This window comes from Methyloceanibacter sp. (genome assembly GCF_050728395.1).
GTDB lineage: Bacteria > Pseudomonadota > Alphaproteobacteria > Rhizobiales > Methyloligellaceae > Methyloceanibacter.
The window spans coordinates 1-14167 of sequence record NZ_JBOHJB010000073.1 but is presented as its reverse complement, the minus strand read 5'-3'; the positions used below and the strand labels follow the sequence as shown (position 1 = coordinate 14167).

The 14167-nt window shown below is 62.2% G+C and carries 10 protein-coding genes and 1 pseudogene; 5 read left to right on the top strand and 6 right to left on the bottom strand.

The genetic code is table 11. The features are described 5' to 3' along the window. A pseudogene (locus ACREC7_RS12585) lies at nt 1-367 on the top strand (hypothetical protein); the annotation flags it as partial. A 26-nt stretch (nt 368-393) separates the two neighbouring features. On the opposite strand, the gene ACREC7_RS12580 reads toward ACREC7_RS12585, so the two are convergent. Together ACREC7_RS12580 and ACREC7_RS12575 are read right to left on the bottom strand one after the other, a co-directional pair. Then, nucleotides 394-3234, bottom strand: a complete 2841-nt coding sequence (locus ACREC7_RS12580) for a PAS domain-containing protein (RefSeq protein ID WP_431556033.1) — start codon at nt 3232-3234, stop codon at nt 394-396. A gap of 85 nt (nt 3235-3319) precedes the next feature. Beyond that, nucleotides 3320-4045 carry a vWA domain-containing protein gene (locus ACREC7_RS12575; RefSeq protein ID WP_431556032.1) on the bottom strand — a complete coding sequence of 242 codons (726 nt, stop codon included), beginning with the start codon at nt 4043-4045 and terminating at the stop codon, nt 3320-3322. Between the two features lie 261 nt (nt 4046-4306). Between ACREC7_RS12575 and ACREC7_RS12570 the strand changes: the two genes are divergently transcribed. Then, nucleotides 4307-5539 carry a DNA polymerase IV gene (locus tag ACREC7_RS12570; RefSeq protein WP_431556031.1) on the top strand — a complete coding sequence of 411 codons (1233 nt, stop codon included), beginning with the start codon at nt 4307-4309 and terminating at the stop codon, nt 5537-5539. A gap of 56 nt (nt 5540-5595) precedes the next feature. On the opposite strand, the gene ACREC7_RS12565 is transcribed toward ACREC7_RS12570, so the two are convergent. Genes ACREC7_RS12565 through ACREC7_RS12555 form a run of 3 tightly spaced genes read right to left on the bottom strand, consistent with a single transcriptional unit; the run spans nt 5596 to nt 8801 of the window. Next, entirely contained in the window at nt 5596-6069 is a 474-nt protein-coding gene (locus ACREC7_RS12565; RefSeq protein ID WP_431556030.1) for a DUF1348 family protein, read from the bottom strand. Between the two features lie 27 nt (nt 6070-6096). Continuing rightward, nucleotides 6097-6858 (bottom strand): glutathione S-transferase family protein, encoded by a 762-nt coding sequence (locus tag ACREC7_RS12560; RefSeq protein WP_431556029.1) that lies wholly within the window; start codon nt 6856-6858, stop codon nt 6097-6099. A 38-nt stretch (nt 6859-6896) separates the two neighbouring features. Next, entirely contained in the window at nt 6897-8801 is a 1905-nt protein-coding gene (locus tag ACREC7_RS12555; protein ID WP_431556028.1) for a patatin-like phospholipase family protein, read from the bottom strand. A 54-nt stretch (nt 8802-8855) separates the two neighbouring features. Here ACREC7_RS12555 and ACREC7_RS12550 point away from each other — a divergent pair, with 54 nt between their 5' ends. The 3 genes from ACREC7_RS12550 to ACREC7_RS12540 all read left to right on the top strand — a co-directional run bounded on the left by ACREC7_RS12550 (nt 8856) and on the right by ACREC7_RS12540 (nt 13743). After that, on the top strand, nt 8856-9188 hold the full coding sequence (locus ACREC7_RS12550) for a hypothetical protein (RefSeq protein WP_431556027.1): 333 nt from the start codon (nt 8856-8858) through the stop codon (nt 9186-9188). A gap of 119 nt (nt 9189-9307) precedes the next feature. Then, complete coding sequence (locus ACREC7_RS12545; protein WP_431556026.1) at nt 9308-10588, top strand: efflux RND transporter periplasmic adaptor subunit; 1281 nt, start codon at nt 9308-9310, stop codon at nt 10586-10588. Beyond that, on the top strand, nt 10585-13743 hold the full coding sequence (locus ACREC7_RS12540) for an efflux RND transporter permease subunit (protein WP_431556025.1): 3159 nt from the start codon (nt 10585-10587) through the stop codon (nt 13741-13743). The genes ACREC7_RS12545 and ACREC7_RS12540 overlap by 4 nt, the downstream gene beginning before the upstream one ends. Nucleotides 13744-13884: 141 nt before the next feature. Here the strand turns inward: ACREC7_RS12540 and ACREC7_RS12535 are convergent. Then, nucleotides 13885-14167: superoxide dismutase (locus ACREC7_RS12535; RefSeq protein ID WP_431556024.1), on the bottom strand; the 283-nt coding region annotated here is incomplete at its 5' end.

Genomic DNA, 14167 nt, shown 5'->3' with positions numbered 1-14167 from the left:
CGCCAAGGACTTCGCCGGCAGCCTCGAGGATTATCGCGACTTGGTGCTCAAGTCCGGCAATGAAGGAGCTGACGGCGACGGTGATGGACGCGGCAAGCGCGGCAACCGCAAGGGCGAGCGGCGTTTGGCGGCCGAGTTGCGCGAGAGCGGCAAGACGTTGCGCAAGCAAGTTGCCGAGGCCGAGGCCGAGATAAAGCGGCTTTGGCAGAAGCGTGGGGAGATCGATGACATGCTGGCGCTGCCCAACGCCAACGGCTCCTCGGTGTCTGAGTTGCTGAAGGCGCGCGCCGAGATCGAGCGCCGTCTCGCGAGAGCCGAGCAAAGCTGGCTAGAGGCAAGCGAAGCCGTGGAACACGACCGGCGCTGAGCGGCAAAGAGTCGCCTGGCGCTTCCCTAGGAAGCAGCAGGACCAGACGGCAGGGCTCGACCGTTCTTGGGCGATGACGCGCGGCGGCGCTTTGGCGCCTTGCTTCTCGCCGACTTGGGCTGAGCATCGGCCGCTTGCGCCAGCAGGACGCCTAGGAATGATTCGATCTCCGGCGGAATTGACGTGAAACAGATCGAAAAATCTGTGCGCGTTCCCGGAACCGGTCCGACGACTTTGCCATAAAGAGTGCCTTGAAGACTCTGGCCATCTTTGCCGACCAAATACATTTCGAGGTTGCTGAAAGTATCGACCGGGCTTTCCAAGCGCGCCTCCCCGCCCTTGCGCGACAACTTCGTCAGCGCTCCGCTGCAAAGTTCTCCGCCGGCTTGGTTCGGCTCGATGACCGAGTAGGAGAGCGGAACCTCCTCGGCCAGCGGCACGAGGTCCTCCGCAATGTTGGGTAGATAGAGCTGAAACGGCCTGCCAATGCCCAAGACCTCGGAGACGGTAATGGGATATTCGATCCCCTTTGCCTTGACCTCCGTTTGCCTTCCCAGCTTGAGAATTGGTCCCACCTCGCGCCGGGTCGCCTCGGAAACCAGGGTTTGGCCGCCGGTCGTGCAAGATTGGATGCGCGAGGTCAAGTTGACTTGGCTTCCCACCACGCCGTACTTCGTCCGCTCCGATGAGCCGATATTCCCCACGACCACTTGACCGGTGTGGACACCGATTCCCATTTCGATCTCGGGCAGACCGTCCTGCCTGTTCTGCTCATTCACCGACGCAATGGCGAGCTGCATTGCCATGGCGCAGGCGACCGCGCGCTGTGCGTCGTCCTCTTGCCAGATCGGAGCGCCAAAGAGGACGAAGATGGCGTCGCCGATGAACTCATCGATCGTGCCCTGATACTGCTTGATGACGGAGACCATTGTCGTGAGGTAGCGATTAAGCAGGGACACGACGCGTTCCGCCGGCAATCGTTCCGACATCGAGGTGAAGCCACGGAGATCGGCCATCAGCATGGTGATCTTGCGCTTCTCCCCTCCCATTCGAAGTCCCGTAGGGGACTCAAGAACGGTGGCAACGACTTCATCGGTCAGATATCGGCCGAAGGTCTCGCAAATGAATCTGTTGTGCTTCTCCACCTTCTCGGCAAGTCGCTTGAGGTCGTCCTCGGTTCGCTTGCGGTCGGAGATGTCGGCCCATGAGCCAACGATGTCCTTCGGCCTGCCTTCCTTGTCCGGCACGACCGTGAAGCTGTCCTGGACCCATACATAGTGACCCCGCCGGTGCCGAAAGCGGTACTCGACGGTTCCTCCCCCTTGAGCGATGAGCTGTTTGACCTTGCTGAATACGCGTTCGGCGTCGTCGAGATGGACGTGCTTGGCCCAGAAGGTCGGGTTATCGCGCATCTCCCACGGCAGATAACCCATGATCGGCGTCAAATTCTCGCTCACGAACCGGCAGGCATAGCTGTCCTGAGCTTGCGTGGTCGTATAGATCACCGATGGACTGGCGGCGACCAGCGTCTGCAGGTCCTTCATGATCGCCATGCGCTCACCGAGAGCCTGCTCGGCCTGCTTGTGGTAGGAGATGTCCGCCCAGGAGCCGACAAGTTCCAACGGCCGGCCGCCGTCGCTACGGATCACCCTGAAGGTGTCTTGGATCCAGATGTAGTTTCCGGCTCTGTTGCGGAACCGATATTCGAGAGTTCCACCGCCTCGTTCAACGAGGGGAGCCATTTCGGTGGCGACTCGCGGCGCATCATCCGGATGCAAACGTGAAAACCAAAATCCCGGATCCTCAAGCATCTCCCAGGGAGAGAAGCCCATGACCGGATCCACATTCTCGCTGACGAAGGTGCAGGCGTAGTCGCCGGAGGCCTTGGTCGTGTAGATGATCCCTGGCGTGACGGTGAGGAGATATTGGAACCGCTCTTGCGCAGTGTTCAATTCAGTGGTGCGTTCCTCTACGCGTTTCTCAAGTTCGTCGTACGCTTGTTGGAGCGCCTCCTGCTCGCGCCTGCGTTCGCGCATGTCGGTAACAAAACCAACCGTGCCGGCGTCGCGACCCTCTTGGTCGTGGAGCATGGATGCCGAGATCAGAACCGGAATGCTGCTGCCATCCTTCGCGCGCGCTACGCTATCGAAGCCGGATACAGATCCGCCGCGCTTGCGCATCTCGCGAAAGACTTCCTTTGCCGCGGCCTCGCTGCCATAAAGCATGGCCGCGGGCTGGCCGATAACCTCCGTTGCCGGATAGCCCAACAGCGCCTCGGCACCCTCGTTGATCAGGACGATCTTGCCTTCCTTGTCCGTGGAGATGATCGCGTCGCTGGTGCTTTGAATCAGGCTGGCGAGGTATCGCTTCGCCTCGATCGCCGCCTGCTCCGCATGCTTGCCCTCGGTAATATCGGCCCAAGCCCCGACCAGTTCCAACGGCCGGCCGGCGTCGTCATAGACGACCTTGAAGGTGTCCAGGATCCAGATGTAACCGCCCTCTCGCCGCCGGAAGCGGTACTCGAGGGTCCCTCTGCCGCGTTCGATGAGACGCGGACATTCGTCAAGAATGCGCCGAGCGTCCTCTGGGTGCAGGTGATCCGGCCAGCATTTTGGATCGGTGGTCATCTCCTGAGGCGTGTAGCCCATGATCGCCTGGAGATTGTTGCTGACATAGGTGCAGGCATAGTCGCCCGAAGCCTTGGTCGTGTAGATGATCGCGGGACTGACGGCGAGTAGGTGCTGTAGCCGCTCGCGGGTGGCTTTTAGCTCGCGCTCGATGGCGTCACGGTCGCTCTCGATTTCCTCGAGAGCGTAAACCCGTTCGCGCAGCTCCTGGATTAGCCGGTCCTTGGGGTTCGATTCCATTGTCAAAACCGGGATGCTACCGAGACTTTTCTATTTTTGCGCCTTTTCTCTACAACTCCAAGTCGATTCAGAGCAGGCCACACTCTCAAGGTACGGTGCGCGCGGCAACCATCGGGCAATCAAGGGCTTTCTCGAAGGCCTCGACAAGCTCTTGGTAGTTATAGGCCGTGATGTAGAAGCCGTTGTTCGTTTCGGCGAGACACTTCGTGTCGAGAAGGCTGTTCTCGCCCACCCAAGAGAAGTTCGCCGTGCGGTAGCTGATGACGTGGACGGTCAGCTCAGCCGCGGCCGCATGCAGTTGCCTGCCGAGATCGCAAGGCGACCGGCCACAGGTCTCCTCGCCGTCGGTGAGGAGAACGATCACCCCTGGCTTCTTGCGGTAGTCGAGCACGTCCGCCGCCGCCTCCACGGCCGAGGTGAGAGGCGTGCGGCCGGCAGGCGTCAACGAATTGACCTCGCGCATGATACGTTCGGCGGCGTTTGGGGTCGGCTCAAACTTGAGCTGGACATTGCACTGGTTGTAAGCGCCGGGGCCATAGGTCACGAGACCCACGCGGCGATAGCGGGCAACGCGCGGCAGGACCGTGGCGAGCGCGTGCCGCGCCTCATCGATGCGCGGCTTGATGGTGGCGATGCCTTGACTCACGTTGCCGGCCATGGAACCGGACGCATCGAACACGATCATGGCGTCCTCGGAGCAAGGCGAGGGTGTGGAATCAGCCGCGCGGGCCGAATCGGCAAGGGCGAGGGGGGCGACCAAAGCCGTGACGGCGGCAAACTTTAGAACCTGTGCGCAAGACGTCGAGGACATGGCGGACCTCTTTTCGTATCGGCGCCTGGTCGAGTTGGGGGATTATCGCCGATCCGTTGGCCGTCCTTTGTGGTATTTCGCACATTCGCTCGGACTCACAGTCCGAGTTCGCTCAAGCCAGGATGATCCGCCGGGCGCGGAGCGGAGCGATCCCATTCGAACAGACGGTCCGCTTCGCCGATCGGCATCGCTGTGGCGGTCGGTTAATAGTTTCGGCAAGGGCGGCACTCGCGCCGGAAGTTGGTCTAAACTCGGCTTGCGATGATTCGCTTCAAGAGGGTTTGGCCAAGGATTGTGGCTCACGCTGATATGGATGCGTTCTATGCGGCGATTGAGCAACTCGATGACCCCACGCTTCGAGGCAGGCCCGTGCTCGTCGGGCCTCCAAGTCCTCGGGGGGTGGTACTGACGGCCAGCTACGAGGCTCGTCCATATGGCGTCGGCAGTGCAATGCCGATGGCCAGGGCGCGACGCATGTGTCCAGACGCCGTTATTGTTCCCCCTCGCTTCGATCGGTATCAGGAAATTTCTACGACGATCATGGAGGTATTCTCCAATTTCTCGCCTGACGTTGAGGCGCTGAGCCTCGATGAGGCATTTCTGGATATGACCGGGTCCGAACAACTCTTCGGCGAGCCTGAATCGATGGGACGTCAACTGAAGAGTGCGATCCGCGACGCCACGGGTCTGACGGCATCGGTCGGCCTATCGGCGACCAAATACGTGGCCAAGGTCGCAAGTGCTTGTCGAAAACCAGATGGTCTGACTGTGGTGCCACCGGAAGATGCCAAAGCCTGGCTCGCCCCACTCCCGGTATCCCGCCTATGGGGCGCCGGGCCGAAGACCCAGGCACGTCTTCACCGTCTCGGCCTGCATACGATCGGCGACGTGGCTCGCACTGATGTGCGGGTTCTTTCTGCGAAGCTTGGAAGCGCCGGTCGTCACTTCCACACGCTGGCCCAGGCCGACGATCCGAGGCCAGTCATCGGACGGCGATCATCAAAGAGCATTGGCTCAGAACATACGCTCAATCAGGATGTGCACGCGAAGGCGGACATCAAACGTCACCTGCACCTCTCGGCAGAGGCGATCGGCAGGCGCCTAAGAAGAAAGAACTACGTTGCCTTCGGCGTCGGCATAAAGCTCAAGACCGCCGACTTTCGGATCATAACCCGACAGCATCGGCTCAATGAACCGACCGACGTTGCCGAGGCAATTTACTCAGTCGGTGTGCGTCTTCTCGACAATGTTGATGATCCGGGTCCGTTCCGCCTGGTTGGCATGGTTGCATACGACCTGGTGGGAATCGGCGATCTCGTGCAGCTCGAACTCTTCGACACGCCGGGCCGGCGACGCCGATTGGAAGTGGCGATCGATCAACTTGCCGAACGCTTCGGTACGAATGTCGTGCAGTGTGCCAACGATCTGAACAACCCGGTAGAAATGCGCTTGGCGGCGACTCTTGATTTTCTAGACGATCGGACGGCCGACTAGCCGTTGGGAGAGATGTCGGCTGCGTTGTTCGCAGGAACTTTCAACAAGGCTCGGACTCACAGTCCGAGATCGCTCAAGCCAGGATGATCCGCCGGGCGCGGAGCGGAGCGATCCCATTTGAACAGACGGTCCGCTTCGCTGATCGGCAGATCGTTGATCGAGGCGAAGCGGCGGCGCATCAGTCCGTGTGCGTCGAACTCCCAGTTCTCGTTGCCGTAGGCGCGGAACCAGTTCTCTGAATCGTCGTGGAACTCATAAGCGAAACGCACGGCGATGCGGTCGCCGGCGAAGACCCACAATTCCTTGATCAAACGGTAGTCGAGCTCGCGCCTCCATTTCCTCGTCAGGAAGGCGACGATCTCCGCGCGCCCTTTGAGGAACTCGGCGCGATTTCGCCAATAGCTGTCGGCGGTGTAAGCGAGCGAGACCCGCTCAGGATCGCAGCTGTTCCAGGCATTCTCAGCCGCCCGAACCTTCTGAATTGCGGTCTCCAGGGTGAAGGGCGGTAGCGGCGGCCGGTGTTCGCTCATGCTTTTCCTCTAAGTAGCGCTCTCTGATCATCCTGCCGCAGGCGTCGATAGGCGATGGGTCTGATACTGCGCGACGACCCAACGCATGACCGGCCGATCGCGCCAGCGTTCGACGTCGGCAAGGAGTGCGCCGGGAATGGACATCTCATGATAGGTCGGCATCTCCTGGGGGCGCGCAAAGAGGGCCAATAGACTGGCCACGGTGATGTCGGCTCGGCTGAAACGGTCTCCCACGAGATAGCGGCGCTTGTCGGCGAGTGTCTTGTCGAGCCAGTCGAGCTCCGATTCCAAAATTGAGCGGCTCTCGGCCGCAGCCTCCGGAGTGATGCCATACATGCGGATCATGGCGCGCCTCGTCAAAGGCCACATCGCATTGCCAAGAAGCCTGTGCGTGCCCGAAGCTTTGCCAAAGAGTGCCGGCTTGGCGAGCTCGGGAAATCGCGGAAGCAGCTCGGAGTAGGCCAGCCGGCGCACGTGAACACCAATGACGCGGTCGGCGCGCCGCTCGATCTCTCGTGCCTCCGGCGGATTGAGCCGTCGCGCTGGATCCTGCGCTTGTTGGTCAGCCCAATCGATGATGGCACCGCTTCCCTGGATGACCGCCTGGCCGTGCAGCAGGATTGGCAGACTGGTTCGTTTCGCGCCGCAGCTTTTGGCCAAAATTAGGTGCACGCCTGGCGGCCAGTTGATCTCCTTGTAAGCGATGCCGTGCCAATCGAGCGCCCATCGGGCTTTCTCGCAATAGTGCGAGATGCCGAAGGTAACGAATCTTCGTTGTGACTGGCTCATCGGACCCTCCATCGTTCAAGCGCCCGAATTCTTGAGACTCAGCGAAACAGCGGATGACCTCTGGCGCGTTGATCGGCGATGACCTTCGCCGTGTGGTGGTAAGAGATTTCGGCAAGCTCGGCGTGACGGTGCCAGTCCATGACGCTCACATCGTCGGGGAGCGGCGGGGTGATGAGCAGGTCGTCGCGCTCGAGCGAATCGGTCAGGCGCTCGCGCCTTACCATCAGGCTGCGCAGGAGCACGGTCGCCACGCCCGGGGCGTGGGGGAGGCGCCGGCGCGCAAACGGATTGAGCATCTGGAGCAATAACTGCCCGCGCGAGGGAAGCGCCGCATAGTCTACGGTGTCGCCGCGCAGCTCGTCTGACTTGAGGCCGATCACGACGTTCGGCCCGCTCTTCAGCCCGCGCATGGATTTGACCGGAACGTTGTCGAGCAGCGAGCCGTCGACCAGGACGCGGCCGTCCTCGCAATAGACGGGAGGCAGGAGACCTGGGATCGAGCTCGTGGCGCGCACCGCTTTCCACACCGGCCCGCGCGTAATGAGGAAGAGGGAGTTGCTGGCGAGACAGGTGGAGACCGCGAAATAGCCATTCCACAGATCCTCGATCTCGGCGTCGCCGTAATGGGTCTTAAGCGCGCGATCGAAGACGGTGTGATCGAGCAGGCTGTATCGCGGCCAGGTCAATCGCTTCAAAGCCCGCGCTTCCAGGAAAATTGCCGCGGTGCGGGCGCTCACCTCGTCAGGGCTCGCGCCCATGGCGAAGGCCGCGGCCATGGCGCCGCCGCCGCTCGTGCCGCCGAACACGTCGAAGCCGATATTCGCCTCGAGGAACGCCTTGTAGACGCCGACATGGGCGGCGCACAGCGCCCCTCCGCCGCAGGCGACGAAACCTCTCGCATTGCCGCTGACGAAGCGGGCAAGCTGGTCGTATCCGGTGCTGTCCTCGGCGACGAGGTGGTGATGCATGGCGACGGCCCGCGCGTTCAGCCAGCGCGACGTGCCGGAGAGCGGCTTGCGGGCCGCATGGACCAGCACGAGGCGTCGCGCCGAAACCGGATGGATGTCGAAGGCGAAGCGTTCCAGCGTGCTTGGCTCGGGTGCTCCTTCAGACGCATCGCCGACGATAAGAAGCTGGTCGGCCTGGCGAATGATCTTGGCGCTGAACGGGGTAAGCTCGGAATCGGCGAAATAGAGCACGTAGTGATAGCGAAACTCCTGCCGGTTGAACCAGCTCGTCACGGCTTCGGAGTCGAGATCGACGTTTGCGGAGAGCGCCGCGGCAAGCGTCGCCGAATCCACGGTGGCGATTTGGCCGAAGCGAGAGAGGGCGAGCGCAAGCCGCTTGCGAAAGTCGTCCGGTACGGGCAAGCCGCCCGCGCCGATCACGGCAAGCGTGCGGGGATGGGTCAGGCTCTGCTCGTCGCCGGCAAGCGTGTCGGCGAGGCGCCTCGCCAGCGTTACGGCGATCGGCCTGAGAATGATCGGATGCCGCTCGGCGAAGGTCGTGAACTCTGCCTTGGGCAGTTTGAGCACGATCGAGTCGCGCAGCGCCGTGACGGTGGCGGTGCGGATGCCGTCGGCGAAGAAGCCGATCTCGCCGATGGGCGAGCCGCTCCCCACCTCGGCGATGCGGCGTCCGTCGACATTGATGGCGAAGCGGCCCGAGGCGACGAGATAGAGCGCGTCCGCCACATCGCCCTGGCGCATGAGAACCTCGCCGCGGGAGACGGCTTGCGTGACGAGCAGCCGCTCAAGTTCGGCAAGGTGCTCAGCCGGCAGGTCGCGGAAGGCCTCGACCAACGCAAGCGAGGTTGCCCGAGCGGCATCTCCTGCCTTTGAAGACTCTCCGTTGCGCAACGGCAGGCCCTCGCTTACCGACTGGTGGCCTTCAGCGAGAATAGCGCGGAAGCATGGTGCTGCGGCCGAAAAGCTGGTGTCCAACTCACGATCCCGTCACTTGACCCTTGGATTCCAGGCACATAACGTGGCTTGAGCATGAGCATCGGTCGGCACATTCTGGTCACTCTTATCGCGCTTTCGGTGGCCCTGCTGCCGGTGGCGGGCGGGAGGGCGCTTGCCATGCCGCACGATGCCTCCCTTACCGCGAGTCAGACCGACTGCTGCCCTGGCGGCAAGCCATGCGAAAAGAAGACGGATGGCTGCGGCTCGGTCGCGGGCTGCGTGCTCAAGTGCTTTAATCTTACCGGCGCAGTGGCTGCACAGGTTGCGGCTGTGTTGATGCCACCGACTTTAGAGAAGCCTGATCTCGTGACGCAGGCCTTCCGCTCTCCGGCCGAGAATCCGCCTCTACCACCTCCTCGCGTCTAACGCCTCACTGACGGGTCGTCGCTTTGCGGGATTCGCTCGCGAGTGCGCCGTCGCGCATGCGCTGGGCCGCAAGGCGGCTTAGCAAATCATCATGCATGAGGACGTTTGGGAGACGCGACATGAGGCGTCTTGGCAGTTTGATCAGCTTGGCTCTGAGCGCGAGCCTGGTTGTGGCGTTCACCTACTGGTATGGCGGCCTGCAAGCCAGGACGCCAGCCTCGCAACCTACGACCGTTGCGACCGCAAGCGTGGAACAAACCACCGCGCCGGAGCCGGGGCGAAAGATTCTGTACTACCGCAACCCCATGGGCGCGCCGGACACGTCGCTGGTGCCGAAGAAAGACCCCATGGGGATGGACTACATCCCCGTCTACGAGGACGAGAAGGATGAACCCGGCACGGTCAGAATAAGCCTCGACAAGGTGCAGCGCATCGGGGTGCGGACCGAGAAGGCCGAGTCGCGCTCCATCGTGCAGCAGGTGCGCGCCGTCGGCAGGGTTGAGCACGACGAGACGCTGCTGACCGTCGTTGCGCTTCGCACCGACGGGTACATCGAGGAGCTGTTCGTCGACAAGACCGGGCAGCATGTAAAGAAGGGCGATCCGCTGTTCCGCCTTTATAGCTCGCAGATCCAATTGGCGCAGTCGGACCTGATCGTCGCCATGCGTGCCGACGGCCGCAGGATCGGTCCAGAGGCAGACAAAGCTCTCGAGGGCGCCATGCTGCGGTTGCGGAACCTGGGCATCCCGCAGAGCCGCATCGACGAGGTGCGCAAGACGAATACCAATCCCCGAACCATCGACTGGCCTTCGCCGGCGACCGGCGACATCATCGAGAAGAAAGTCATCAACGGTCAGCGCGTCATGGCGGGAGACGAGCTCTATCGCATCGTCGACCATTCGCATGTCTGGGTGATTGCCGACGTCGCCGAGGCCGATATCGGTTCGATCAAGGTCGGCACCCCGGTTACCGTGACCTTGCGGGCCGACCCGACCCACCCGGTGCAAGGCGCGGTTACTTTCATCTATCCGGAACTCAAGCCGGAGACGCGCACCGTGCCCGTGCGTGTCGAGCTTCCCAACCCGGACCAGCGGCTCCGGACCTCGATGTATGCCGACGTGGTCTTCCAGGCCGGCGGCGAGGAGGGAGCGGTCACTGCGGTCCCCGACGACGCCGTCATCGACAGTGGCACGAGACAGGTGGTGCTGGTGGCAAAGGGCGACGGCCGCTTCGAGCCGCGCGCTGTCAAACTCGGCCGTCGTGGCGAAGGTTACGTGGAGATCGCCGACGGTCTGAAGCCGGGCGAGGACGTCGTGACCTCGGCAAACTTCCTGATCGACGCGGAAAGCAATCTGAAGGCCGCGCTGCAAACCTTCAGCCAACAGGAGACGCAGCCATGATCGCCGGACTCATTCGCTGGTCGGCCCGCAACGTGTTTCTTGTCGGGTTTGCAACGATCTTCGTCACGCTCGCCGGCATCTATGCGGTGTCAAAGGTGCCGCTCGATGCGATCCCGGACCTCTCGGACGTTCAGGTGATCGTGTACACCGAATATCCAGGTCAGGCGCCGCAGGTGGTCGAAGACCAAGTCACCTATCCTCTGACCACTGCCATGCTAACCGTGCCTAAGTCGCGCGTGGTGCGCGGGTTCTCCTTCTTTGGCGTTTCCTTCGTGTATGTGATCTTCGAGGACGGCACCGATCTCTACTGGGCGCGCTCGCGCGTGCTTGAAAATCTGAGCTCGGCGGCGCGGCGCTTGCCCGTCGGCGTGACGCCGAGTCTCGGACCGGACGCGACCGGTGTAGGCTGGGTGTACCAATATGTGGTGCGCGGCGCGCAGATGAGTCTTGCAGAGCTGCGCACTGTCCAGGACTGGTCCATCCGCTTTGGACTGGCCAAGGCTGAAGGCGTGGCCGAGGTCGCGGGCGTCGGCGGCTTCGTCAAGCAATATAGCGTCGTAATCGACCCCCGCCGCCTGCAGGCGCTCGGCATCCCGCTCTCAAAAATTCGCGACGCGATCCGCGACAGCAACATGGATGTCGGCGGGCGCACCGTCGAGGTCTCGGAGACCGAGTTCGCCGTGCGCGGACGCGGCTACATCAAGAGCCTTTCCGATCTTGAGCAGATCGTGGTCAAATCGGACAAAGGCGTTCCCGTGCTGCTCAAGGACGTTGCCCGCGTGGAACTCACCCCGGATGAGCGGCGTGGCATCACCGAGCTGAACGGCGAAGGGGAGGTCGTCTCCGGCATTGCGCTGCAGCGTTTCGGCGAGAACGCGCTTTCAGTCATCCAGCATGTAAAGGACAGGCTCGCCGAGATCACGCCGAGCCTGCCGAAGGGCGTGACCGTCGAAGCGGTGTACGACCGTTCGGCCCTGATCAACCGCGCCATCGACACCTTGAGGCGGACCTTGTTCGAGGAAAGCGCCATCGTGGCGCTGGTCTGTGTGATCTTCCTGCTGCACGCGCGCAGCGCGCTCGTCGCCATCATCACGCTGCCACTTGGCGTGCTGATTGCCTATATCTGCATGTGGTTGCTCGGCTTGAGCTCCAACATCATGAGCCTCGGCGGCATCGCCATTGCTATCGGCGCCATGGTCGATGCCGCCATCGTCATGATCGAGAACGCACATAAGCGCCTTGAGCGCGCGCCGCCCGGCAAATCGCGGAGCGACGTGCTGATCGAGGCTGCGGTCGAGGTGGGGCCAGCGCTCTTCTTCAGCCTGCTCATCATCACGGTCTCGTTCCTGCCGATCTTTACGCTCGAGGCGCAGGAAGGACGGCTATTCAAGCCGCTTGCCTACACCAAGACCTTCGCCATGGCGGCGGCGGCGCTCCTCTCGGTGCTGCTGGTTCCGGCGCTGATGACGCTGTTCGTGCGCGGCCGCATCATCCCCGAGCACAAAAATCCGGTGAACCGGTTCTTGATCTCTATCTATCGGCCGGTGATCCAGCTCGCGCTCAAGTCCAAGGGAGCCACGATCCTTATTGCGCTTGTCGTTATGCTGGCGAGCCTGTGGCCCGCCTCCAAGCTCGGCACCGAGTTCATGCCATCACTCAACGAAGGCACTCTGTTCTACATGCCGGTCACGCTGCCGGGGATTTCCGTCACCAAAGCCGCGGAGCTGCTGCAAACCCAGGACAAGATCATCAAGTCCTTCCCCGAGGTCGAATCCGTTTGGGGAAAGGCAGGCCGTGCCTCGACCGCAACCGACCCGGCTCCGACCGAAATGGTCGAGACGGTCATCAATCTGAAGCCTGAGAGCGAGTGGCGTCCGGGCATGACCGTCGACAAGCTCACCGCCGAGATGGACAAGTCTCTGCAATTCCCCGGCGTGTCCAATGCCTGGACCATGCCAATCAAGGCGCGCATCGACATGCTGTCGACCGGCATCCGAACGCCTGTTGGCGTCAAGGTGCTCGGCAAGGACCTGGCCGAGATCGACAGAATTGCGAGGCAGATCGAGGCGGCGATCAGAACCGTGCCCGGCACCTCCAGCGCCTATGCCGAACGGGCTGTCGCCGGCTACTACTTGAACGTCGATCCGGACCGAGCGCAGCTCGCCCGCTACGGATTGATGGTCGGCGACGTGCAGAACGTGATCGCCATGGCGCTTGGCGCCGAGCCGGTGACCACGACCGTCGAGGGGCGTGAACGTTACACCGTCAGCATCCGCTACCCGCGCGATTATCGCAGCGATCCGGCAGCGATCGCCGATCAGGTGCTGATCCCAATGGCCGACGGAGGAACAGTGCCGCTGCGGCAGGTCGCCAAGGTCAGTCTCGCTCAAGGGCCGTCGAGCATCCGCACCGAGAATGCACAGCTTGCCACCTACATTTATGTCGACCTTCGCGACCGGGACATTGGCAGCTACGTTGCCGACGCGCAGAAAGCTGTGGCCGCCCAAGTGACGTTCCCGCCGGGCTATTACGCCATCTGGAGCGGGCAGTTCGAGTATCTGGAGCGCGCCAAGGCACGGCTGAAGATCGTCGTGCCGGTGACGCTCCTGATCATCTTTCTTCTGCTCTATCTGAATTTCCGGCGTATCAGCGAGACTCTGATCGTCATGCTGTCGGTGCCGTTCGCGCTGGTTGGCGGCTTCTTGTTGATGTGGTGGCTCGGCTTCAATCTCTCGGTTGCGGTCGCCGTCGGGTTCATCGCCCTTGCCGGCGTCGCGGCCGAGACCGGCGTGGTGATGCTGATCTATCTCGACAGCGCCATGAAGGAACTGAAGGAGAAACGAGAGGGGGAAGGACGGCCCTTTACCCGCGACGACCTCCATGCCGCCATCATGTCCGGCGCCGTGGAGCGCGTGCGGCCGAAGATGATGACGGTCGCCGCGATCATGGCCGGTCTGCTGCCGATCATGTGGAGCCACGGCACGGGAGCCGAGGTGATGCAACGTATCGCCGTGCCCATGATCGGCGGCATGGTGTCCTCGACTCTGCTGACGCTGATCGTCATTCCGGCGATCTACGCCGTGGTCAAAGGCATGCGCTTGCGGTCGGTGGCAACAGCACCAGGGGCATCCCTAGTCCTCGAAGACGCTCCGTGAGGTACGCGCGCTCATCGCTTGCGACCGGTGGTACCGAGCGGGGATAGAGCGGGCGTGAGGGGCATGGGAGCCGAAATGCGAAGCGGGTGGCATATCCGCGCCACCCGCTGCAAATCCTGCTAAATCCTGGCAATTGCCGCGCTATTGCGGGGCGAGGGCAAACATCTCCTCGACATGCTCCCAATTGATCAAATTGTCGAACCAGGCCTCGAGATATTTCGGCCGGAGATTGCGATAGTCGATGTAATAAGAGTGCTCCCACACGTCACAGCCAAGCAACGGCCAGCCGCCGTGAACAAGCGGGTTCTCGCCATTCGGGGTCTTGGTGACCTCGAGCTTGCCGTCCTTCAGCGTAAGCCAGCACCAGCCTGAGCCGAATTGGGTCTTGCCGGCCTCGATGAAGGCATCGCGGAACTTGTCGAAG

Bases quoted from the DNA above. Each gene is read 5' to 3' on its own strand.
- ACREC7_RS12565 (WP_431556030.1), bottom strand. From the start codon at position 6,069: ATGAGCGAACACCGGCCGCCGCTACCGCCCTTCACCCTGGAGACCGCA.
- ACREC7_RS12575 (WP_431556032.1), bottom strand. From the start codon at position 4,045: ATGTCCTCGACGTCTTGCGCACAGGTTCTAAAGTTTGCCGCCGTCACG.
- ACREC7_RS12570 (WP_431556031.1), top strand. From the start codon at position 4,307: ATGATTCGCTTCAAGAGGGTTTGGCCAAGGATTGTGGCTCACGCTGAT.
- ACREC7_RS12540 (WP_431556025.1), top strand. From the start codon at position 10,585: ATGATCGCCGGACTCATTCGCTGGTCGGCCCGCAACGTGTTTCTTGTC.
- ACREC7_RS12560 (WP_431556029.1), bottom strand. From the start codon at position 6,858: ATGAGCCAGTCACAACGAAGATTCGTTACCTTCGGCATCTCGCACTAT.
- ACREC7_RS12550 (WP_431556027.1), top strand. From the start codon at position 8,856: ATGAGCATCGGTCGGCACATTCTGGTCACTCTTATCGCGCTTTCGGTG.
- ACREC7_RS12580 (WP_431556033.1), bottom strand. From the start codon at position 3,234: ATGGAATCGAACCCCAAGGACCGGCTAATCCAGGAGCTGCGCGAACGG.
- ACREC7_RS12545 (WP_431556026.1), top strand. From the start codon at position 9,308: ATGAGGCGTCTTGGCAGTTTGATCAGCTTGGCTCTGAGCGCGAGCCTG.